We start from the raw sequence: 22,774 nt of genomic DNA on the forward strand, positions 1-22,774 counted from the left end.
GGAGTAGATTAGGTCAAATAATAATCATAAATATAAAGGATTATTTTTATGCCTGCTAAGCCTCTGTACTACGCTCATTCCGCCCAAGACGAACTCGGCAATCTCTTGCCTTACGAACATTGGCAAACCTTGCAAAGCCATTCGGTCAATGTCGGCGAAATGGCGGCGGAGTTTGCTCGGGTATTCGGTGCACAGGAAATTGCCTGTCAGATGGGGCACCTGCATGATTTTGGGAAATATTCAGAAGCCTTTAATTACCGATTGCATGGTGGCCCATCAGTCGATCATGCCACCGCCGGAGCCAAAATTGCTGTCGAGCGTTGGGGAAATGTTATTGGCAAGCTGATGGCATTTTGCATTGCAGGGCATCATGCGGGGCTTGCAAATGGCAATGGTGAAGGGGATAAGCGTCGCACGTTAAAGGATCGTTTAGCCTTGCAATTTGGCGCAGATATTCCCGCTCTCGATAATTTGTGGCAACAAGAAATCAAGCTCCCCAAAAACCTATCCGCACCGCCACTCAAAGCCGATGCGCATCATCCTTTTTTCTCCTACGCCTTCTTCACCCGAATGCTCTATTCCTGCTTAGTGGATGCCGATTATCTTGATACTGAAGCCTTTTATTCAAACTAAGAAAACAAAGCCATCGAGCGCGGCGGTTATCCCGATCTAAACGCCTTACAACACAATTTTAATCAATTCATCAACGCTTTCAGACGACGCATTGCCCAAGCTCCAGAGCAAACCGAAGCCGAAAAACGCAATGCTGCCTTAAACCGCCTACGTAGTGAAATTCTGGATCATGCCGTAGAACAAGCGGCACAACCGCAAGGGCTGTTCACGCTCACCGTGCCGACTGGCGGCGGAAAAACCTTCACTTCCATGGCATTTGCGCTGGAACACGCCAAACGGCACGACATGCGGCGCGTGATTTACGTCATCCCATTCACCAGCATCATCGAACAGAATGCCGCCGAATTCCGCAAAGCCTTTGGCGAATTAGGCGAACAAGCCGTGTTGGAACACCACAGCACCTTCGACGACGGCAAACTGCAAAATGAGGCCACCAAAGACAAACTACGCCTTGCCTCGGAAAACTGGGATGCGCCGATTGTCGTGACCACCGCCGTGCAATTCTTCGAATCCCTCTTTGCTGACCGCTCCTCGCGCTGCCGCAAGCTGCACAACATCGCAGGCTCCGTCATCATTCTCGACGAAGCGCAAATGCTGCCGCTCAATCTGTTGCTGCCCATCATGCAAGCCATCAAAGAATTGGCGCAAAACTATCATTGCTCTGTCGTCATGTGCACCGCCACCCAGCCTGCCGTGCAAGCCGAAAACGGCTTCTATCGCGGCTTTGAAAACGTGCGCGAAATAGCCCCAAAACCGACCGCACTTTTCGACAAACTGCGCCGCACTACCGTGCAACACATCGGCAAACAAACCGACGCCGACCTGCTCGCCAAACTTGCCGAACACCCGCAAATGCTCGTCATCGTCAACAACCGCCGCCACGCCCGCAGCCTGTACGACCAAGCCAAACACCTTGACGGCACGTTCCACCTGACCACCTTAATGTGCGCCAAACACCGCAGCCAAAAACTTGATGAGATCCGAGATCGTCTGAAAAACGGCGAACCCTGCCGCGTCATCGCCACCTCTTTAATCGAAGCTGGTGTGGATGTGGATTTTCCGCTGGTGATGCGCGCCGAAGCGGGTTTAGACAGCGTTGCCCAAGCCGCAGGACGCTGTAACCGCGAAGGCAAAAGGTTACCTGAAAACAGCTTTGTCTGGATATTCGCGCCCGAAGATAAATGGAAAGCCCCACCTGAACTTGCCGCCCAAGCCGCCGTTATGCGCTTGACTGCCGATGAGTTTTCAGACGACCTCTTATCCACCCAAGCCGTCGCTGCCTACTTCGCCGAGCTTTATCAATTAAAAGGCAGCGAACTGGACAATAAAAAAATCCTAAAAATGCACAACGATACAGGGCAAAGCCTCGATTTCCCATTCCAAACCATCGCCGACAAATTCCGCATGATCGAAAGCCACATGCAGCCGCTGATTATTCTGTTCGATGGTGAGGCCGAAAACCTTATTAGCAGCCTGCAGCACGCCGACCACATCGGCGGACTCTTACGCAAACTGCAACCCTACACCGTCCAAATCCCCGAAAAAGCCCTCGCCGCTTTATATAAAGCAGGGCGTATCGAACCGATTAACGAGAAAAACTTCGGCAAACAGTTTTATACGCTGATTGGGCTGGGTTTGTATGATGCGGTGGCGGGGCTTTCTTGGAATAATACAGAGTTTTTGAAGGTAGAAATGTTGGTTTTTTAATTAATTTGGAGATATTTAATGGAAACAGAATCAAATTTTATCTATGAAAAAATTGCTAGCCAAATTGAGGTAGTAATAGATAAGTTATCACGGCAAAATGCGAAAGATAAAATTGATAAAGATATATCTTTTGCAATAGATAACCTATACAAATTAAATGAAACTATTCAAAAAGAACTTAACGAATTAAAAAAGATAAGCGAATGGAAAAAATTTACTATTGCTTTTTATGGCGAAACTAATGCTGGAAAATCAACTTTAATAGAAGCTTTACGTATATTTTTAAAAGAAAAAAGCAAAGCAGAAAGCCAAAAGAAATTTAAGGAGTTGGCTGAGAAAAGTGGTTTAACTGAAGAGGCTTTCTGTAAAGTTCGCCAAATTATTATGAGTAAAGAAAAAGCAATAGAAGAAGTACAGGAAATTTTAAATAAGTTGGATCAAAAATATGCTGAATCTATTATGCGAGCTGAAGTTGAAGTTCGTCATTTGTCTGAGTTATTAGAGAAAATCAGAAAGAATCAAAAATGGTGGCAGCGTTTTATTTCTTTATTTATTCCAATTAAAGAAAAAGAAGAATTGGTTACAGCACGACAACTTTTATCAGAAATTAAGGGTGAAAAGCAAAAAGAATCAGAAGATTTTAAATCTTGTCTAAAAACTTTATTGCAAGAAAAGAAAGATGCAGAAGCCGAAAATACACGATTAATTAAAGAAACAGAGAGTTTGAAAGAGTTTGCAGATGGTCAAATCATCGGAGATGGTCGTTCAGATTTTACCCGTGACAATACTTCATTTGATTTTAACTATAATAATCATGAATTCGCATTGATTGATGTTCCTGGTATTGAAGGTGATGAAAGTGTTGTACGAACTGCAATTGAAGAGGCTGTTAAGAAAGCTCATGCTATATTTTATGTAACGCGTACTGCACGTCCACCACAAACACATGAAGGAGAGAAGGGAGATAAAAAAGGCACATTAGAAAAAATGAAAGAGCATTTAGGCGCTCAAACAGAAGTTTGGACAATCTACAACCATGCTGTCAACAATCCTCGCTCTTTGAAACAACCATTAATTGGTCAAAGCGAAAAAGATGGATTGCAGGCATTGGATGAAAAATTAAAACAAGAGTTAGCAGAGAAGTATTGTCAGAGCTTAATTGTTAGTGCAAGGCCAGCCTATTTGGGGTTGACTGAATGTGTTATCCCAGGAAGTAAAGAGGCAAATGAACAAAGAAAATTCCTAGAGCGTTTTGGTGAAAGAGATAAAATTTTGGAGTTGAGTGGCTTACCTAATTTTGTAGAAAAATTATCTTCCGAAATCATTGTTGATTACCGTAATAAAATTAAACGTTCAAATTTAAATAAGGCTTGCCAGACATTAGATTCTTCAATATGTGATTTAAAAGCGTTAAGTCAAAAATTTAAAGAGGATAGAAAAAAGGTGAGAGATGAAGTGTTAAATTCTCAGACTAGAATTATGGTGCTAATGGAGCAATTTACAGGTATTCTAGATTCATTAAGAGGAAAAATTTTACAGGCTTTTCAAAATGAAATTCGAGCTAGTCTTTATAATGAAATAGACAAAGATATTAGTAATGACGCATTTAAACGTAACTTGAAAAATGAAATGGAGTTACAAGCCCAAAAACTAGAAAATAAATTGAGAAATTCTATTGAATTAGAAACTAATAAATTTGGAGAGGAATTATTAAATATTGTAAAGCGTACAAGTCTTCACTTAAATAATATCTTTAATGAAAGAAGTAATTCATTTAATTTAAAAAATTTTAATTTAGATATAAAGATTGATAATGGTTTAAATCTTATTGGGTTGGTTTCAAGTGGCGTTTCTGTGGTAACAGGCATTGTTTTATTAGCCACAAATCCAGTAGGCTGGACTGTTACCTTTGTAGGTGGTGTGCTAGCTGTAGTTGGGGCTTTAATTGGAGTAACTAAATCAGTTATTGGTTTTTTTAGCTCAGATTACAGGAAGTCTCAGCAACGTAAAGAAACTGATAATGCGATTCGGAAAGCAGCTAACCAAATTGGAAATGAAATGGAAAAAATTCTTAATGACATCAAAAATGCAATGAATGAAGAGGTTGAAAAAGTTTTAATGGAACTTCAGGCTCCATTAAAACAATATAAATCTGTTATAGAGGTATTAGAAAAAGCTGAGACAGAGTTAGAAGCTATTTTTCAAACAATCTAAAAAAAAGGAAATATTATGACAAATACTGTAACTATATTTAAAGTTCAACAAGAAAAAGCGCAAAGTATGTTAGAAAAATTAAGTCAATTTGTTGAGACAGGACGAGCATTTGGCTTGGTTCCCGATCCAGACTTATTAGAAAAACTACAAACTGCTAAAAAGTACATGCAAAGTTCGGTTTTAAAAGTTGCCTTAATTGGCGGTTTTTCAGAAGGTAAAACCTCTATTGCTTCTGCTTGGTTGGAGCGTTTAGATCAAAGCATGAATATTAGTCAGCAAGAATCCTCAAATGAAGTAAAAATTTATCATGTGGACAATGGGATTGAGCTTATTGATACTCCGGGATTATTTGGTTTTAAAGAACAACAAAACAGTACAGGTCAAATTGAAAAATATAAAGAGATAACCAAAAAATATGTTAGTGAAGCTCATTTGATATTATATATCATGAATTCAACTAACCCAATTAAAGAGAGTCACCAAGAAGACTTGAAATGGCTATTTCGTGATTTGAATCTGTTATCACGTACTGTGTTTGTATTAAGCCGTTTTGATGAGGTGGCGGATGTCGAAGATGATTGGGATTATAGAGAGAACCTAAAGACCAAAGCAGATAATGTCTTAAGCCGTCTGAAAACTATGATTGGGTTGGAAGATAAAGAAGTTGCTGATATTAAGATTGTTGCGGTATCAGCAAATCCTTTTGGTGAAGGAATTGATTATTGGTTGGATCATTTAGATGAATTTAAAAAGCTGTCTCGTATCTATACTTTGCAAGATGCAACTCGTTATGTCATAGAGAAAAATGGCGGAGTAATACCAATTGTGTTTGAAGCACAAAAGAGCATGATTCAGGATGTATTAGGTAAACAGCTTCCAGTTGTTCAAAAAACACAGGAAATATTAAATAATGAGTTGGTGCATTTAGCTGATGTAGCTCAACATTTAAATTCTGAATTAGAGCCAATGACTGCACGAATCAATAATGTGCGTAGTTCTTTGAAAGAATTTGTGCTTGATTATTTCACAGGATTGATTCGTCAGGTTAAAGGAACAGACTTACATACATTCTCAGATTTTTATGAAAATGAATTAGGAAAAGATGGGATTGTATTAACTACCCGTTTAGAACAAGAGTTTGGACGGCAATGCCAGGTTATAGAAAGCGCATTGCAACGCATTAGCTTGGACTTTGATAATGAAATGGTGCGATTTGAAGATTCTGTGGGGTCTGCTGTAATGAGCAAGAGTTTAGGGTTTTTGAGCAAGCAAAAAATTGACAATACACATGTATTGGCTGCTCGCGATGGCATTGTTGCCGCTGGGAAGATGGTAGGCGTAGATCTTGCAAAATATCTGAAATTTAAACCATGGGGAGCAGTGAATCTTGCAGCGAAAGTTAATGCTGTTATGGCTTTTGCAGGCATTGCGATGGAGTTGTGGGATAGTTACAAAAAGGCGAAAGCGGAAGAAGATTTTTCAAATATGGTTAAAGATATTGTGGAAATGCTTGAACAGCAGCGATCTGGTCTGCTTAAATCATTAAATGATGATAGTTTTATTGAACAATTATTTCCAGTTTATGCAGAATTAAAAGAAAAAATTTCAGCGGTTCAAGAAGCTAATATGCAAGTTGCCGAGCGTAAAAGAGCATTTGATGAATGGCAAAAAGAAGGTGAAATTATTGAAGGGGAGTATAGACTTTTAGAAAGCTAAAATAATTCCAATTAGTTAGATTTGAATATCCCCCCTTTTTTTTAGTGGGGGGATTATATTAATAAAAATTAATAGGAGAACCAAATGAACCAAATCCGCCTACACATTTGGGGCGATTATGCCTGTTTTACCCGTCCAGAGATGAAGGTGGAGCGGGTATCTTATGATGTCATCACGCCGTCGGCGGCGCGCGGGATTTTGGCGGCGGTGCATTGGAAGCCGGCGATTCGGTGGGTGATTGATTGGATTTATGTGTTGAAGCCGATTCGGTTTGAGTCGGTGCGGCGCAATGAGTTGGGTGGCAAGATTTCGGCGGGTAAGGTCAGCGGCGCGATGAAGCGCAAGAGCGTTGCCGATTTATATACGCTGATTGAAGACGATCGCCAGCAGCGCGCGGCGACGGTGCTTAAAGACGTGGCGTATGTGATTGAAGCCCATGCGGTGCTGACGGCAAAAGCAGGCGCGGATGAGACCGTTACCAAGCATATCGAGATATTCAAACGCCGTGCGAAAAAGGGGCAATGCTTTCAGCAGCCTTGTTTGGGCGTGCGTGAGTTTCCTGCCGATTTTGCGTTGATTGACGAGGGCGAGCTGCTGCCGCTGTCGGCGTTATCGGAAAGCGAGGCAAACCGTGATTTAGGCTGGATGCTGCACGATATTGATTTTGACCACGGCAACACACCGCATTTTTTCCGTGCGGAAATGAAAGGTGGCATGATTGATGTACCGCCGTTTTACGCCGAGGAGGTGAAAGCATGATTCTTGCATCCCTTGCCCGCTATTACCGCCGTTTGGCAACAAAAACCGATGAAATGGGCAACCCGAAAGTGCCGCCTCATGGCTTTAGCGAGGAGAAAATCGGCTGGATTTTGGTGTTGGATAAAGAAGGTCGTCTGAAAACCGTTGTGCCGAATCTGACTACCGATAAAAAGCCGCAGCCGAAGCTGATGAGCCTGCCGCGCCCTGAAAAACGCACGTCGGGTATCAAACCGAATTTTTTGTGGGATAAAACCGCCTACGCGCTTGGCGTGGAAGCCAATAAAAACAAAGCCGAAGCGAAAGAAAAACCGTTTACGCCGTCTGAAAAAACTTTTGACGCCTTTAAGCAATACCATCTCGATTTACTGCAAAACAGCGAAGATGAAGGCTTGCAAGCCTTGTGCCGTTTTCTGCAAAACTGGCAGCCTGCACATTTTGCTACCGAAAATCTGCCAGCCGAAATGCTCGATGCCAACATTGCATTTTCTCTTGAAAAACCGACCGCACTTATTCATAAACGCGAAGCCGCGCAAACTTTGTGGGCAGGCTGCCTGAAAAGCGACGAAGCACTCGAGGGCTTGTGCCTGATTAGCGGCGACACTGCCCCGATTGCGCGGCTGCATCCGGCGATTAAAGGCGTGTTTGGCGGGCAAAGCTCCGGCGGCTCGATTATTTCGTTCAACAAAGAAGCCTTTGCCTCTTTTGGCAAGGAGCAAGGCGCAAATGCACCCGTTTCCGAACAATCCGCGTTTGCCTACACCACCGCGCTGAACTATCTGTTGCGCCAACGTAATCAAGAAGCGAATAATCACTGCCTGACCATCGGCGACGCCAGCACGGTCTTTTGGGCGGAAGCGGATGATACCGCCACGGCGCAGGCTGCCGAAGGCTTTTTCGCGCATGTATTTACGCCACCGGATGATGAACAAGAAAGCGCCAAAGTTTTCAACGTATTGGAACAAATCGGCAAAGGCCGTCCACTGCAAGAAATTGCGCCCGAACTCTCTCCCAATACCCGTTTTTATATCTTAGGGCTTGCCCCCAATGCCGCGCGGATTTCTGTTCGGTTTTGGCTGGACACCACGTTTGGGCAGTTGGCGGAAAACTTGGCGCAGCATTGGCAAGATTTAGCCCTTGAGCCTTGCGCGTGGAAAACGCCGCCGTCCATTTGGCGACTTTTATTGCAAACTGCCGTATTGGGCAAAAGTGAAAATATCTCGCCCGTGTTGGCAGGCGAAATGACCCGCGCCGTGATTTGCGGTACGCCGTATCCCATGAGCTTGCTGTCGCAACTGATTACCCGAATCCGTGCCGACGGCGATGTCAACGGCTTGCGCGTGGCAATGATGAAAGCCGTATTAGAGCGGCGTTTTAGAAAAGGTTTTATCGAAGAAGGAGTTCCTATGAGTTTGAACAATGAAAGCCCGAATCGCGCCTATCTTTTAGGGCGGCTGTTTGCCGTGTTGGAGCGCATTCAATATCAGGCGTTGGGCGAATTAAACGCCGGCATTGCCGACCGCTACTACGGCTCTGCATCCGCCGTGCCGTTTTCGGTTTTTCCGCGCCTTTTGTCGGGTGCAAAACACCATTTGTCGCGCTTGCGTAAAGACAAAGCCGGTATGGCAGTGAATTTGGATAAAGATTTGGGCGAAATCATTGCCAAACTGCCCGAAACCTTTCCGCGTCATTTGAGCATTGACGAGCAAGGCCGCTTCGCCATCGGCTACTACCACCAAAAACAAAGCTATTTTGCTAAAAAAGAAACCGCTGAAACCATTGAAAACTAAGGAGCCAGAAAATGTCTGCCATTCAAAACCGCTATGAATTTGTTTACTTTTTTGATGTTACCAACGGCAACCCCAACGGCGATCCCGATGCAGGCAATATGCCGCGTCTTGACCCCGAATCCAGCAAAGGCTTGGTAACCGATGTCTGCCTGAAACGCAAAATTCGTAATTTTGTCGAAATCAGCAGCGAAAACGAAGCAGGTTACGAAATCTACGTCAAAGAAAAAAGCGTGTTAAACCTGCAAAACAAACGCGCTTATGAAGCACTCGGCATTGAATCTGAAGCCAAAAAACTGCCAAAAGACGAAGCTAAAGCCCGCGACATTACCGCTTGGATGTGTAAAAACTTCTTCGATATCCGCACCTTCGGCGCCGTGATGACCACCGAAGTCAACAGCGGACAAGTACGCGGTCCGGTGCAACTGGCGTTCGCCCAATCCATTGACCCCATTGTGCCGCTCGAAATTTCCATCACCCGCATGGCGGTAACCAACGAAAAAGACTTGGAAAAAGAACGCACTATGGGGCGTAAATACATCGTCCCTTACGCGCTCTACCGCGTGCATGGCTTTATCTCCGCCAACCTTGCTGCCAAAACCGGTTTTTCAGACGACGACTTAGACAAACTCTGGCAAGCCCTGACGCTGATGTTTGAACACGACCGCTCCGCCGCCCGTGGTGAAATGGCAGCGCGCAAATTGATTGTTTTCAAACACGACAGTGCACTCGGCAGCCAGCCTGCACATAAATTGTTTGATGCTGTAAAAGTCGAACGCGTAAACGGCGAATCATGTACGCCTGCAAGCGGTTTTGGCGATTACAAAATCAGCGTGGTTTCAGACGGCTTAAATGGCGTGAGTGTGGAAGAGTTGCTTTAAAAAACATTTGAAAAAATGACCGCACTTTCAACCAAAACCCAAGGGGAAAATCAGGATACGCGCCTGATTCCCCTTTCCGCCCTGCAACACTACGCCTTCTGCCCGCGACAATGCGCGTTGATTCACAACGAGCAGGCGTGGGCGGAGAACTATCTGACCGCGCAGGGCAAGGCGCTACACGAACGGGTAGATTCAGGTGAGCCGGAAACGCGCAAGGGCGTGCGTTTTGAGCGGACGGTGCATGTGTCGGCGGAAAAACTGGGCATCAGCGGCGTGTTGGATTTGGTGGAAGTAGAAATGAAAACAGGCCGTCTGAAACCCGTGGAATACAAACGCGGCAAACCCAAACCCGATCCGATGGACGAAATCCAGCTTTGCGCTCAAGGTTTGTGTTTGGAAGAAATGACGGGGCAAACCGTCTCTGAGGGCGCGCTGTGGTATATGCAAACCCGCCACCGCGTCCCCGTCGTGTTTTCAGACGACCTGCGCGCCCAAACACTCGCCACCATCGCCGCCGTGCGCGAACTTCTAAACAGCAGCCAAATCCCGCCTCCCGACTACGGCAAACGCTGCAAAGCCTGCTCATTGGTGGAGATTTGCCAGCCGGAGTTGCTGGGGAAACGGGATAGGAGTGTGGGGTATGTAGAGGGGTTGTTTGGGGAGTGAATTCTGTGGTTATTAGAAGTGAAAATAACTGTTTAGTAGGAGTAAGTATGAAAATCTATATTGATGAATCAGGTAATAGTGGGGATCTTGTTCAGAGAAAAATTGATTTAACATTTTCAAATCAGAATATTTTTACACTTTCAGCTGTGAAAATACCTGAAGATGTATATTCTAAAATAGAAAATGAATTTATTCCTGAGTTGAAGAAAAAATATAAAATTCAAAGTGGTGAAATAAAATCTTCAAACTTATTTGATAAAAAACCAAAAGTAATTTTAGAGATTGTGGATTTTATCAAAGATAATAATATTGACTATTTTATAGAAATAACCGACAAAAAATATTATATATGCAATTCAATGGTTATTCATCAGGTAATTCCTCCATATTTTATACCAAGAGAAGAAGAGTTGGATGGAGAGTGGCAAGTATTACGCGAAATATATATGGATATCCTCATCAGAAATATAGGTGAGCCTGAGTATCAATGCTTCTTTGAAGCATGTAAAAATATTAATGAAGAATCTCTATTAAATTCGTTTCATACCCTGAGAGAATTCTTTTCTGCAAAAGTTGAAGAAGAAAAAGATTTATACTTAAAAGGTATTTTTCAAAGTATTGTAAATGATATTGGTATGTCTATAGAGGATTATTTTGATATTAAAGAGAAAGAAGGTTTAGACAATGCAGTAAGAAAGTTTATTCCTATTCCAGATGAAAATAAAAAAGGGCAGTTAACTTATTTATTACCGCAAATTTCATCACTTACCAACCTTGTAGCTAGAGTTAACTATTTTAATGGTAACCTTGAAGATATTAATTTCATACATGATCAGCAGGTTCATTTTGATGATATGTTATCTTACAATGTTCAAAAGATGTTGGATGTAGGGGAAACAAGATATAAGTTTACAAATTCAAATTTTAATATTGAAAAACCAATTAATATTACTTTCGATACCGATTCAAAGAATAATGTAGGAATTCAAATTGCAGATATTCTTTCTGGATTTACAATGAGATATATGCAAAAAAGATTTAAAAATGAAGATATGGATAGTATTTATCATGAAATATTTGAAAATATAGAATATAACAAGAACTTATCAACCATTAATTATATGATTGGAATTTCTGGTTTTGTAAAACTAAACAAGGGATATACGCGAGGTATCGAAATTAGTGATGAAGCAAAAAAAATAGAAAATGAATATATTCAATATTTAGCTTTTGAGCATATGAAAAATGAAATATTTAACCTAACCTACAGATAATTTTCAGGTAGCCAACCCCTGTTAAACGTCCCAAACTGCGTTCAAACCCCAAGGAGTTTTCCCCATGCGCAAACTGCAAAACACGCTCTACATCACCACCCAAGGCAGCTATCTGCATAAGGAGCGGGAAACGCTGGTGGTTGAGCAGGAGCGTAAGAAGGTGGCGCAGTTACCGGTGCATTCCATCGGGCATATTTTCTGTTTTGGGAATGTGCTGGTGTCGCCGTTTCTGCTGGGGTTTTGCGGCGAAAATAATGTGAATTTGGCGTTTTTTACCGAAAACGGACGTTTCTTGGGACGGTTTCAGGGGCGGCAGAGCGGCAATGTGCTGTTGCGTCGGGCGCAGTATCGGGTGTCGGAGCAAAATCCCGTGCCGATTGCGCGCAATATCATTGCGGCGAAGATTCAGGCGGGCAAGCGGGTGCTTCAGCGACAGGTTCGCAATTATGGCGAGAATGCGGCGATTCAAAGTGCGGTCGATTCTTTGAACATTTCGCTGCGGCAGTTGAAGAGCGCAGCGGAGCTGGACGGGTGCGCGGGATTGAGGGCGATGCGGCGGCGCGTTATTTCGGCGTGTTCGGGCAGCTTTTGAGCGAAAAAAGCGGCTTTTCTTTTGATGGGCGCAACCGCCGTCCGCCCAGAGACGGGGTGAATGCGCTGTTGTCGTTTGTGTACAGTTTGTTGGGCAAGGACATCAGCGGCGCGCTGCAAGGCGTGGGGCTGGATCCGCAGGTAGGCTTTCTGCATGCCGACCGGTCGGGGCGCGACAGTTTGGCGCAGGATATTTTGGAAGAATTCCGCGCGTGGTGGGCAGACAGGTTGGTGCTGTCGCTGATTAACCGCGGGCAAATCAAACCGCAGGATTTTGTTACCGAAGCAAGCGGCGCGGTAAGTTTGAAAGCCGATGCGCGTAAGCTGTTGTTCCAAGCTTTGCAGGCGAAAAAGCAGGAGAAAATCGTTCATCCGTTTTTGGGCGAAGAAGTAGAAATCGGGCTGCTGCCGTATATTCAGGCGATGCTTTTGGCGCGTCATCTGCGCGGGGATTTGGCGGAATACCCGCCGTTTTTGATGAGATACACTATGTTAATGCTGATTACTTACGACATTTCTTTTGATGATCCAAATGGGCAAGCGCGATTGCGCCGCATTGCAAAACATTGCTTAGATTACGGCGTGCGGGCGCAATATTCGGTATTTGAATGTGATGTCACGCCTGACCAGTGGGTCATATTGAAAAACAAACTGTTGGAAACCTACGACCCTACATGTGACAGTCTGCGTTTTTATCATTTAGGCAGTAAGTGGCGTAATAAAGTGGAACATCATGGGGCAAAACCAGCAATAGATGTATTTAAAGACGTGCTTGTCATTTAGTTCGCTAACCTGTTGTTCTCATTAAAACCCTGATGGGATAGCGATCCTTATTTTCTTTAACAATTTGAATAAGTTAATCTATTTGTATAACGGCGGTATGACCGTTATACTTATTAAACTCCTTATCATAAAATCAGTTAGCGAAATACAGTGTTTAATACGCTGATTTTTCTTGCTTTTTTATGTAGAGAGCAGCCGCCTCCGCGCGGCTGTGTGTTGAAACCATTTACGATTGCAATAGTTATCCACATCTATAAGCAGCCGCCTCCGCGCGGCTGTGTGTTGAAACTGTAATCACAATCAAATTACCGTCATTAATACGGGCAGCTGCGTATTTAAGTAAGGATGAAAGAAGACAAATGACTATGTCAGTAAATTGATAACTTAACATTTAAATACAAAAGAGCGGTCAAAAATATGATAATTTTTGGCCGCTTTTGTTCATACGATTTTAATTTAACTAATTTAAAATATTAAGCTGCTCTAAAAACTCGTCTTCTGTTAATACTGTAATATTTAGTTCCTGCGCTTTGGCGAGTTTAGAGCCAGCTGCGTCACCTGCGATGACGAAGTCCGTTTTGCTGGAAACTGAGCCACTTACTTTTGCGCCTAGCTGTTGTAGTAATGCTTTTGCTTCGTTGCGACCCATTTGAGTGAGGGTGCCGGTGAGGACGACGGTTTTATCTTTGAATAAGTTTTCACTGGCTTCTTTTACTTCCACGGTTTCCCAATGTACGCCTTGTGCGATTAAATCCTCAACAACGGCAACATTATGCGCTTCACGCCAGAATACAAAAATTCTGTTTGCCACAACTTCACCTACATCCGGCACTTGTTGAAGTTGCTCAAGATCAGCGGCTTTAAGCGCATCTAAAGTTTTGAAGTGATTTGCAAGATTTAATGCAGTGGCCTCACCTACTTCACGAATGCCTAAAGCAAAAATAAAGCGAGCAAGAGTCGTGCTTTTGGCTTTCTCAAGACTATTGAGAGCATTTTCTGCAGATTTTGCGCCCATTCTTTCTAAGCGTGTGAGCGTAGTTAAATCAAGTTTAAATAAGTCCGCTGGTGTATGAATCAGTTCTCGATCGACTAATTGTTCTATTAATTTTCCGCCTATACCATCAATATCCATTGCTTTACGAGACACGAAATGTTTTAAAGCCTCTTTTCGTTGTGCAGCACAGAATAATCCTCCTGTACAGCGTGCTACTGCTTCGCCTTCAATACGAATAATTTGAGAGTCGCACACAGGGCAATTTGTCGGGAAAATAATTGCTTTAGCATTATCAGGGCGACGTTCATGTAATACACCGATAATTTGTGGAATCACATCGCCTGCTCGGCGAATGACAACAGTATCGCCAATAGCAATATTTAAGCGTTCAATTTCATCGCTATTGTGTAAGGTAGCATTGCTTACTGTAACACCTGCAACAAATACGGGTTCTAATTTAGCTACTGGTGTGATTGCACCCGTTCGGCCAACTTGGAATTCAACATCATTCAACACCGTTAATTCTTCTTGGGCTGGGAACTTATAAGCAATTGCCCAACGAGGTGCTTTAGAAATAAATCCTAACTCATTTTGTAAGGCTATATCATTGATTTTTAATACTGTTCCATCAATGTCATAACCCAGCGAGCTTCGTTTATTTTGAATATCTCGGTAAAAATCTAAAACTTCATTCGTACCATTACATAAACGAATTTCTGGATTCACTGGAATACCGATAGATTTTAGCCATTGCAAACGAGCATAATGAGTGCTTGGCAGTTCAACGCCTTCAGCAATCCCAATACCATAAGCATTTAATACCAATGGGCGTTTACTTGTAATATTAGGATCAAGCTGACGCAAAGAGCCTGCTGCAGCATTACGAGGGTTAGCAAAGGTCTTTTCACCATGTTCTAGCGCATATTCATTTAAACGCTCAAATCCCGCGTGTGGCATAAAAACTTCGCCTCGTACTTCTAAACGTGCTGGAGGATTGTCTGTTAGAAGTTGTAATGGAATATTACGAATAGTACGGATATTGGCTGTAATATCTTCGCCTGTGGTGCCATCGCCACGAGTGGCTGCTTGGGTAAGAACCCCATTTACATACAAAATACTCACTGCCAAACCGTCAAGTTTAGGTTCACAACAGAAGGTAAGTGGTTTAGGTAATACGATTAAACGATCTTCAATGCGTTTTACAAAGGCATTGAATTCTTCATCTGAAAAAGCATTGTCCAAAGAGAGCATGGGAATTTCATGACGAATTTGGCTAAACCCAGAAAGTGGTTTTGCACCCACACGTTGAGTTGGGGAATCTGAAGTCAGAAATTCAGGATGTTCTAGTTCTAATGCTTTTAGTTGGTGAAAGAGACGATCATATTCGCTATCAGGAACGGTTGGATTATCTAGAACGTGATATTCGTATTCATATTGGCGCAAGGTTTTGCGTAGATTGTCTATTTGAGTTTGAATATTTGTCATAAAATTCTCGGGGAAACATGACCGCACTTTTTGTGTGTTTAGAGTGAAAATAGACAGGCATAAAGCCTGTCTCAATAAAGATAAAAGTGCGGTAAATTTAAGGTATGAATTTACACGCGAGCAAGATATGTTTGCTCTGCATTTTCATCAAAGATTTCTTGTTCTTCAGTAAGCACAATGCCTTGTAAATTTTCAGCTAATGTATGCGCTGCGCGAATCATCATTCGTAAATTAGCGAGATTATTACCTGGTGATGGCAGTTGCATAAAGAATACAATTCCCATTGTGCTAAAATCTACTAAGTTGTAAGCATCAAATGTTCCTGGTTGCTCTAAATTTGCCACGCTAAAGAGAACTGGACTTGCCACACTTAAATCTAAGTGGCGGTGATACATTTCATCCTCACCCAAGATAAAGCCTAAGTTTTCAAGTGCTTGTACTAATTTCGCACCGTTAAATTGGTCGCTAGATTTTGGAATAAGATAAAGTTGAATATATCCAGTTTTTTGTTTCGGTTTAGCTGTTGTTTCTGCTTTTGGTTCATTAAAAGATACGTTGTAGTCCACTTGACGTTCTTCATGAGCTAATTCCGCCAGTTGCGCTCTTAATTCTGGTGATGACGAATTAATTCCATTGAAACTAGCATTTTGGCTTTGTTCTTCAATTTGTTCCAATGTCATATTCGCAACGCTATTTGATGTCGGCATATCATATTGTGGTTGAGTCGGCTTTAACGGCTCAGAACGATGATTTCCCATATCATAAACAGGTTGAACATTTGGAATTGAAATCTTAATGTCATCGACACTTTTTTCACTTTGTCTATAATCAACAGGTTCTTGAGTCACAGCTGCATTGGGCATTACTTGATGACGAATTGGTGCATTTGCTTGCGCTGTAGTGACGTGAGACAAATTAGCATTTGTTGGTTGCGCTTCTTCTTGCGTATGGGATCTTTGCACATGAGAAGTGCGGTCAAATTTATTAGCTTTATCAAAATATTTTGATTTCTCACGACGATTTGACCATAATCCGTGCACGATTAAGGCAACAAGTGCCAAAATGCCCACAATAATCAAAATTGTATTTAAATCCATCTTTATTCCTTACGCGTGCTAGTCCTGCGAGAATGCTATTAGTAGCGCTAATCCTACCATATTTCAGTAGGTGAAAAAATACTTCAATGCGTGGAATTTTAAGGGAAAAGAGCGGTCTGTTTTAGGCGTATTTTTATTGAAAGGAAAGAAAAATGTTGAACCCCAATGAATTAAAATCTGGTTTCCATTATTTTGTAATGGGCTGGCATTATATTACACAAAAAGGTTTGCGTCGGTTTGTTATTATTCCAATTTTGCTTAATACCGTTTTACTTTGTGGTTTATTTTGGCTTTTTATTAGCCAAATTACGAGTGCTATTGATTGGGTGATGAATTTTATTCCGGACTGGCTTAGTTTTCTCAGTGTAATTTTGTTAACCCTGTCCATTTTAACGATTTTATTGCTATTTTATTTTACCTTCACCACACTTTCCGGCTTTATTGCCGCCCCATTTAATGGCTTGTTAGCGGAAAAAGTAGAAAAAATGCTGACAGGTGAAAATATTAATGATGATAGTTTTGTGGATGTAATGAGAGATGTGCCTCGTATGCTTGCTCGAGAATGGCAAAAATTACGTTATAGCCTACCCAAAATTATAGCCTTGTCTTTACTGAGTTTTATTCCTTTGGTTGGGCAAACCATCGTGCCTGTACTTACTTTCTTGTTCACTTGTTGGATGATGGCAATTCAATACTGTGATTATCCTTTTGATAATCATAAAGTCTCTTTTGATATCATGAAAAATGCGCTTGGTAATCAACGAACCCAAAGTTTAACTTTTGGTGGATTGGTTACTTGTTGTACTTTTGTACCAGTGATTAATTTATTAATTATGCCTGTTGCAGTATGTGGTGCGACGGTAATGTGGGTGGAAAATTATCGTAATGCCTTACGTTTTAATATGAATAGTCATTCCTCATCTCAAACAGGGCTTGATGTTCGTTCAGAAAATACAGGGATTGTTAAATAGCTTGCGGTTATAAAATAGATCAAATAACTATTTTTTTAATCAAAAGTGCGGTGCTATAAATAAATCAACATTAACGAAGTCAAACGAAAGGGAAATATTATGACAATTTATGCAGACAATTCTTATTCTATCGGAAATACGCCACTTGTGCGTTTAAAACACTTTGGTCACAACGGCAATGTGGTGGTGAAAATTGAAGGGCGTAACCCAAGCTACAGCGTAAAATGCCGCATTGGGGCGAATATGGTGTGGCAAGCAGAAAAAGATGGTACGCTCACGAAAGGAAAAGAAATTGTAGATGCAACGAGCGGTAACACAGGTATCGCTTTGGCTTATGTTGCAGCTGCTAGAGGTTATAAAATTACACTCACCATGCCAGAAACAATGAGCCTAGAAAGAAAACGCTTATTGCGTGGATTGGGTGTGAATTTAGTGCTTACTGAAGGCGCAAAAGGAATGAAAGGTGCGATTGCGAAAGCGGAAGAAATAGTTGCTTCTGATCCAAACCGCTATGTCATGCTTAAACAATTTGAAAATCCAGCCAATCCACAAATTCACCGAGAAACAACAGGCCCTGAGATTTGGAAAGATACTGATGGCAAAGTCGATGTTATTGTTGCTGGAGTAGGAACAGGCGGAACGATTACGGGTATTTCTCGCTCGATTAAATTAGATTTTGGTAAACAAATCACTTCTGTTGCGGTTGAGCCAGTGGAATCTCCTGTCATTACTCAAACTTTAGCGGGTGAAGAAGCAAAACCAGGCCCACACAAAATTCAAGGCATCGGTGCTGGTTTTATTCCAAAAAATTTAGATTTATCTATTATTGATCGCGTAGAAACCGTTGATAGTGATACCGCACTTGCCACAGCTCGTCGCTTAATGGCGGAAGAAGGCATTCTTGCAGGGATTTCATCTGGTGCAGCTGTCGCGGCTGCAGATCGCCTAGCTAAATTACCAGAATTTGCTGATAAACTCATTGTTGTTATTTTGCCTTCAGCCTCTGAACGCTATTTAAGCACAGCATTGTTTGAAGGGATTGAGGGCTAAACCAAAAATAACAAAGTGCGGTGAATTTCACCGCACTTTTACCTAGACCAAAGGAGTTCAATCTGAATGATATCAGATTGGTGAGAATTATAGATAACTAGATTGCAAGGTTGGTTCGCAAATTACAGTAAGAAATAAATTTATTTTACAACAGGATAGAAAGGTTTTCCCCAACTTGGCTCTGAATCATTACGTAACATAATTTTTACCATTGCAGGTATGAATAATGACAGTAATGCACAGGCTTCTTCTAACTGTTTACGGTTGGTACTACTTTCATAAGTAGCTCCGCCATGTATAAGTTGATTTCTCAATGTGTATAAATGCCCAAATACCACTTCCAATACTTCTGCTGTTTTCTGTTCTTCAAAAGCAAAATGGGCTTTTTTCTTCGCTGCAGAAAACATTGCTTTCCATTCTTTTCCTGCTAATAGATCATTATGAGCATCCCAAAATGGTTGGAATGTATAAGGCGTATCTAGTAGAGTTTTCACTGTCCCAGGAAATTCATCCCAGATAATTCCATAAAGTAGATGTTCAGAATCCAATTCACAAAGGCGAGTAATAAATTGATGAAATACCTTACGTTCAATTTCTTCTTTACTTAACTCATCGGCATAGGCTGCATTAAAGGCAATCCAAAGTGCGATAAATTTGAAATCTAAATTGTCTTCTTCATTGGCTTTTTCAACCAGCTTAATGTACGGTGCATTTTTAAGCGAAAGTTATCGTTAAAGGTATCACGATTTTCTTTGTAATAAGCCGTCAAATTTTCGAGTTGTTCTGCAAGTAACATAATAGGCTCCAATAGGGAGAGAATGGGACTACTGTAGGATAGATTGTCAGATTCGTAAATTTCAAAAGAAAATAAACTGTAGTTATCAACTAATCAAATAAACTTATTAGAATTAGTTGAACACTACAAAATTATTATAAATGAATAAGCTAATCGAAAAATTTTTAAATAAAATACTATAATTTATTGTTATTTAAATGTACTAAAAAATCGCTGGAAATAACTCCCATGGAATGTTTCAAATTGTTTATCATTCACTTCATCTTCTTTAGAATTATGTACTTCAAATTCTTTTAGCTCATCTTCTTTAGAACTATGAACTTCAGATTCTTTTAGATTATCTTCATCAAACTCAAACCCTTCAACTTCAATATCAGCTATATTGATATTCGGGCGTTTAACTTGAGAAACCTTACCAAACATTTGATTAATGACATTGGTAAAATTAGTCATTAATTTTTCCAATGTTTTCAAATGTTTTTCCTCTGTTTTCGTATTAAATGATTCTGCAACGATCTCAAGTTGGTCATAAACTTTATGTTGACCCCGTTTAAAATTTGCTTCATTTAAATCAAAGGTGATATTATCCAAGGCTTTCTCAATAGCTTTACGTTGCTTAATATCTTTCTTAATCGCAAATTGATAATCACGCTCTACTTCATAAAGTTTATGCAAAATTTCATCTTGTTTATTTGAGGATTTATTCATTGAATTTAAAAATTCAAAAATATCCTTTTTACCTTTTCCTTTATAATAAAGTAATCCCTTACCTTCTAAAGAATCATAAGCTGAAATACCAATATATGCTATTTTCTCTCGCTCTAATACTTGACTAAATTCTTTAATAATTTTAACTATATCAGCTTCAGGTTTTACATCAGCTTTATTTAGCACGAAATAGACTGGTTTCTTGGTTTTTCCAAGCACATCTTTCAAAAATTGAATATCTGTGCGTGGAAGCGTGCCATTTACATCGGCTCCCACTAACCAAATTAAAGCCTCAGCATTTGCTACAAATTCTTTTGCCACTGCCATATCTTCTGAAGTGTGTGAACCAGTCGGATTATATCCAGGTGTATCCACAAAACAAATGTGTTCATAGGTTAATTCTGTTGTTAAAAACATATAAGGCATAATGCTTTTTAATGGGAAATTAAATGAACGCATAAATTGGTGGCTTAATTTTTGCGTTAAATCAGGATCAATTTTTAATAAATCAACCGCTGCCCCATTATTATTAATGCCAATTAAGCTATTTTTAACCTCTGTTTGATTTTTATTTTTTTGATTAACCACATAAGTCGGAATTGCCGTTGTCGGCTCGATGGAGCGAGGAAGTTTTAAGTCAGGATTCTTAAAAAAGCTACTAATAAACTCTGATTTCCCAGCACTAAATCCACCACCTACAGCAATAGCTCGAGCTGAATAGAATGATGGTAAGCCACTTATCATTGCTAACTCTTTTTCGATTTCTTGCAATTTGAGCAATGCACCTGCTTCATTTTGCAAAGAAGATTCTTCTGACGCAAAAGGTAAAAATTCATTATGAAAGATTTGGCGAAAACTATTTAAATGCTCATTTTCATTTTTCGCGGAAATTAATGCACCAACTAAGTTTTCACGTAATTTTGTAACCGTTCTTTCTTTCTTAACATTTTCTAATAATGTTTTATGTTTTTGAGTCAGATCGTCATGCTCGGTAGATAGATCCGCGAAGTTTTCTTCCACTTCTCGTAGCGCATTTTTCTTTTTACTTAAATCTGCCTGAAGATCATCAATTTCTTCACCTAACTCTTCAATTTCATCTTCCTTACGTTTTAAATTACGTTTTACACTTGCTAAAGTTTCAGTTTGTTGAGCTAAGTTATTTTCAACATTTTCTTTTTCAGCCTCAAGAGCGGTGATGTTTTCTTCTACTTTTGTAAGTTGCTCTGTAAGGGCATTCACTACGTTACCTTTACTAAATAAATACCCAATACGAGATGTTTGCTCAATATTTTCTGCTATCTTTTTTAATTCATTACGCATTTGGAACCTCTTTTTGTAATACAGCTAAATCTTTTTGCATTCTTTTATAACGAGCGATGGATTCTTCTTTATTTTCAAGTTCGTGGATAAGCTTAGCAATATCTTTAGATAATTTATCTAAAATCAATTTAGAAACCTCTTGTTTATTAAGCGTATCAATTGTGTTTTCAATAAAATTTGTAATATCTTGACGAATATTTGGTTTGAATTTTTCAAACATATAATCTTCCGCTTCACTAGCAAAAGAGCGCGCACTACTGTCTTTTAATGTCCCTGTTTTTTTCAAACTTTCCGGCATGGTATCCCGAACACTAAAATCCGCTCTCGGCATATTAGAGAATACATTTTGAATAGTGCCGTTAATTTGTTTACGATCCAAACGTTCCGTATGTTGATGTTCCGAATGAATTTGTCGCATACCGGCAAAAATGGTACGCACTAAATCATCTTCCCATTCTTTGCGAAATTCATCATTACGTGTCGATAGTTTATTAGCTATCGTATCGCGGATTTCTCGAATAAATTTATTGACTTGTCCAGCATTAATCACATCTTCTTGTATTGTTCTTGTTCGATTAAAATATCGTTTCTCACGTTTACCGCCAAATAGTGATTTTATGCCTCCCCATAAGGCACTGTCATCCCACTCCCAGTCTTCATAAGTTTCTGTTCGCTCTTTTTCTTCAACTTTATTATGCTTATTAAAATCTTTTGTTTCACGATCTAAAATTGCGATTAAACTATTTTGCAAACTAGAAAAATCACGGATTGCACGACGATATTCCGTATTGATCATATCTTCACTATCATCACGCTGCTCTTCAAATTCTTTTAATTTCTGACGTTCAGAATTAATATCCTTACTTTCAATATCATCAATACGGTTTTCGATATAGCTAGCAATGAAATCAACAAATTCTTTATAGGCATTAATTTTGCTAGAAATTAATGATTGACGTTTTTGTGATTGAATTTGCTCTTTGCGAGCCTGAACATCAACAAGAATTTGTTTAATACGTTTGATATTACTTAATTCTTCCAATGCCATTTTTGCTGTTGTGTCATCACTAAAAAAATCACGATAATGTTTCTTAAATTGCAACCAAACGTGTTGCGTGTTTTCATCCCATTGTGATTGCAGAGTAAAGTTTTGTAACATCGTGTAAGCGACACTAGATGTACAAATTACGCTATGTTTTTTATATAACTCAATGACTTTTTTCATCATTTCATCTTGATTATCTGCAAAAACACTGTGTGCTTGAGCATTTAATGTATCAGTGACTTTAGCAATAACTTTTCTTGGATCGCTTTCCTCTCCTTTTGCGCTACCAAATAATTGATT

16 protein-coding genes and 2 pseudogenes are annotated in these 22,774 nt (G+C 40.5%); 12 read left to right on the forward strand and 6 right to left on the reverse strand.

Going from position 1 to position 22,774, the window contains the following annotated elements:
- Positions 1-48 precede the first annotated feature (48 nt).
- The 10 genes and pseudogenes from cas3 (at position 49) to cas2 (ending at position 13,008) form a co-directional block, all read left to right on the forward strand.
- Positions 49-2,340, forward strand: a pseudogene (gene cas3, locus AAX15_RS00865) (CRISPR-associated helicase Cas3').
- 18 nt (positions 2,341-2,358) lie between these two features.
- A complete protein-coding gene (locus AAX15_RS00870) occupies positions 2,359-4,554 on the forward strand; it encodes a P-loop NTPase family protein (RefSeq protein ID WP_046938670.1) in 2,196 nt (731 codons plus the stop codon).
- Between the two features lie 15 nt (positions 4,555-4,569).
- Positions 4,570-6,270, forward strand: a complete 1,701-nt coding sequence (locus AAX15_RS00875) for a LeoA/HP0731 family dynamin-like GTPase (RefSeq protein ID WP_046938671.1) — start codon at positions 4,570-4,572, stop codon at positions 6,268-6,270.
- An 84-nt stretch (positions 6,271-6,354) separates the two neighbouring features.
- Positions 6,355-7,029 (forward strand): type I-C CRISPR-associated protein Cas5c, encoded by a 675-nt coding sequence (gene cas5c, locus AAX15_RS00880; protein ID WP_046938672.1) that lies wholly within the window; start codon positions 6,355-6,357, stop codon positions 7,027-7,029.
- Positions 7,026-8,816, forward strand: coding sequence for a type I-C CRISPR-associated protein Cas8c/Csd1 (gene cas8c / locus AAX15_RS00885; RefSeq protein ID WP_046938673.1), 1,791 nt, complete (start codon positions 7,026-7,028; stop codon positions 8,814-8,816). The genes cas5c and cas8c overlap by 4 nt, the downstream gene beginning before the upstream one ends.
- An 11-nt stretch (positions 8,817-8,827) precedes the next feature.
- Positions 8,828-9,694, forward strand: coding sequence for a type I-C CRISPR-associated protein Cas7/Csd2 (cas7c, locus tag AAX15_RS00890; RefSeq protein ID WP_046938674.1), 867 nt, complete (start codon positions 8,828-8,830; stop codon positions 9,692-9,694).
- A gap of 15 nt (positions 9,695-9,709) precedes the next feature.
- Entirely contained in the window at positions 9,710-10,360 is a 651-nt protein-coding gene (gene cas4 / locus AAX15_RS00895) for a CRISPR-associated protein Cas4 (RefSeq protein WP_046938675.1), read from the forward strand.
- A gap of 47 nt (positions 10,361-10,407) precedes the next feature.
- Entirely contained in the window at positions 10,408-11,634 is a 1,227-nt protein-coding gene (locus AAX15_RS00900; protein ID WP_046938676.1) for a DUF3800 domain-containing protein, read from the forward strand.
- A 142-nt stretch (positions 11,635-11,776) separates the two neighbouring features.
- Positions 11,777-12,630: pseudogene (gene cas1c, locus AAX15_RS00905) on the forward strand (type I-C CRISPR-associated endonuclease Cas1c); the annotation flags it as partial.
- 84 nt (positions 12,631-12,714) lie between these two features.
- Positions 12,715-13,008, forward strand: a complete 294-nt coding sequence (cas2, locus tag AAX15_RS09575) for a CRISPR-associated endonuclease Cas2 (RefSeq protein ID WP_139989619.1) — start codon at positions 12,715-12,717, stop codon at positions 13,006-13,008.
- Between the two features lie 460 nt (positions 13,009-13,468).
- Here the strand turns inward: cas2 and ligA are convergent, their stop codons facing one another.
- Together ligA and zipA are read right to left on the reverse strand one after the other, a co-directional pair.
- Positions 13,469-15,487 (reverse strand): NAD-dependent DNA ligase LigA, encoded by a 2,019-nt coding sequence (gene ligA / locus AAX15_RS00910; protein ID WP_046938677.1) that lies wholly within the window; start codon positions 15,485-15,487, stop codon positions 13,469-13,471.
- Between the two features lie 110 nt (positions 15,488-15,597).
- On the reverse strand, positions 15,598-16,584 hold the full coding sequence (gene zipA, locus AAX15_RS00915; protein ID WP_046938678.1) for a cell division protein ZipA: 987 nt from the start codon (positions 16,582-16,584) through the stop codon (positions 15,598-15,600).
- 152 nt (positions 16,585-16,736) lie between these two features.
- Between zipA and cysZ the strand changes: the two genes are divergently transcribed.
- Positions 16,737-17,555, forward strand: a complete 819-nt coding sequence (cysZ, locus tag AAX15_RS00920) for a sulfate transporter CysZ (RefSeq protein WP_046938679.1) — start codon at positions 16,737-16,739, stop codon at positions 17,553-17,555.
- A 99-nt stretch (positions 17,556-17,654) separates the two neighbouring features.
- Complete coding sequence (gene cysK / locus AAX15_RS00925; RefSeq protein WP_046938680.1) at positions 17,655-18,605, forward strand: cysteine synthase A; 951 nt, start codon at positions 17,655-17,657, stop codon at positions 18,603-18,605.
- A 140-nt stretch (positions 18,606-18,745) separates the two neighbouring features.
- Here the strand turns inward: cysK and AAX15_RS00930 are convergent, their stop codons facing one another.
- The 4 genes from AAX15_RS00930 to AAX15_RS09495 form a co-directional block, all read right to left on the reverse strand.
- The gene (locus tag AAX15_RS00930) at positions 18,746-19,099 is read right to left on the reverse strand and encodes a hypothetical protein (protein WP_329956733.1); all 354 of its coding nucleotides are present in this window, start codon (positions 19,097-19,099) and stop codon (positions 18,746-18,748) included.
- A gap of 167 nt (positions 19,100-19,266) precedes the next feature.
- Positions 19,267-19,401 (reverse strand): hypothetical protein, encoded by a 135-nt coding sequence (locus AAX15_RS09665; protein WP_268988586.1) that lies wholly within the window; start codon positions 19,399-19,401, stop codon positions 19,267-19,269.
- Positions 19,402-19,590: 189 nt separating this feature from the next.
- Complete coding sequence (locus AAX15_RS00935; protein ID WP_046938681.1) at positions 19,591-21,429, reverse strand: dynamin family protein; 1,839 nt, start codon at positions 21,427-21,429, stop codon at positions 19,591-19,593.
- The coding region (locus AAX15_RS09495; protein WP_046938682.1) for a hypothetical protein at positions 21,422-22,774 on the reverse strand (1,353 nt) is incomplete at its 5' end. The genes AAX15_RS09495 and AAX15_RS00935, both read right to left, overlap by 8 nt.

Source organism: Haemophilus haemolyticus (genome assembly GCF_001008275.1).
GTDB classification, from domain to species: Bacteria; Pseudomonadota; Gammaproteobacteria; order Enterobacterales; family Pasteurellaceae; genus Haemophilus; species Haemophilus haemolyticus_P.

Excerpts from the sequence above, each read along its gene's own strand:
- ligA (WP_046938677.1), bottom strand. The coding sequence starts at position 15,487 with ATGACAAATATTCAAACTCAAATAGACAATCTACGCAAAACCTTGCGC.
- cas2 (WP_139989619.1), top strand. The coding sequence starts at position 12,715 with ATGTTAATGCTGATTACTTACGACATTTCTTTTGATGATCCAAATGGG.
- cysK (WP_046938680.1), top strand. The coding sequence starts at position 17,655 with ATGACAATTTATGCAGACAATTCTTATTCTATCGGAAATACGCCACTT.
- AAX15_RS00900 (WP_046938676.1), top strand. The coding sequence starts at position 10,408 with ATGAAAATCTATATTGATGAATCAGGTAATAGTGGGGATCTTGTTCAG.
- zipA (WP_046938678.1), bottom strand. The coding sequence starts at position 16,584 with ATGGATTTAAATACAATTTTGATTATTGTGGGCATTTTGGCACTTGTT.
- AAX15_RS00870 (WP_046938670.1), top strand. The coding sequence starts at position 2,359 with ATGGAAACAGAATCAAATTTTATCTATGAAAAAATTGCTAGCCAAATT.
- AAX15_RS09665 (WP_268988586.1), bottom strand. The coding sequence starts at position 19,401 with ATGTTACTTGCAGAACAACTCGAAAATTTGACGGCTTATTACAAAGAA.
- cysZ (WP_046938679.1), top strand. The coding sequence starts at position 16,737 with ATGTTGAACCCCAATGAATTAAAATCTGGTTTCCATTATTTTGTAATG.
- cas8c (WP_046938673.1), top strand. The coding sequence starts at position 7,026 with ATGATTCTTGCATCCCTTGCCCGCTATTACCGCCGTTTGGCAACAAAA.
- cas4 (WP_046938675.1), top strand. The coding sequence starts at position 9,710 with ATGACCGCACTTTCAACCAAAACCCAAGGGGAAAATCAGGATACGCGC.
- cas7c (WP_046938674.1), top strand. The coding sequence starts at position 8,828 with ATGTCTGCCATTCAAAACCGCTATGAATTTGTTTACTTTTTTGATGTT.
- AAX15_RS00875 (WP_046938671.1), top strand. The coding sequence starts at position 4,570 with ATGACAAATACTGTAACTATATTTAAAGTTCAACAAGAAAAAGCGCAA.
- cas5c (WP_046938672.1), top strand. The coding sequence starts at position 6,355 with ATGAACCAAATCCGCCTACACATTTGGGGCGATTATGCCTGTTTTACC.
- AAX15_RS00935 (WP_046938681.1), bottom strand. The coding sequence starts at position 21,429 with ATGCGTAATGAATTAAAAAAGATAGCAGAAAATATTGAGCAAACATCT.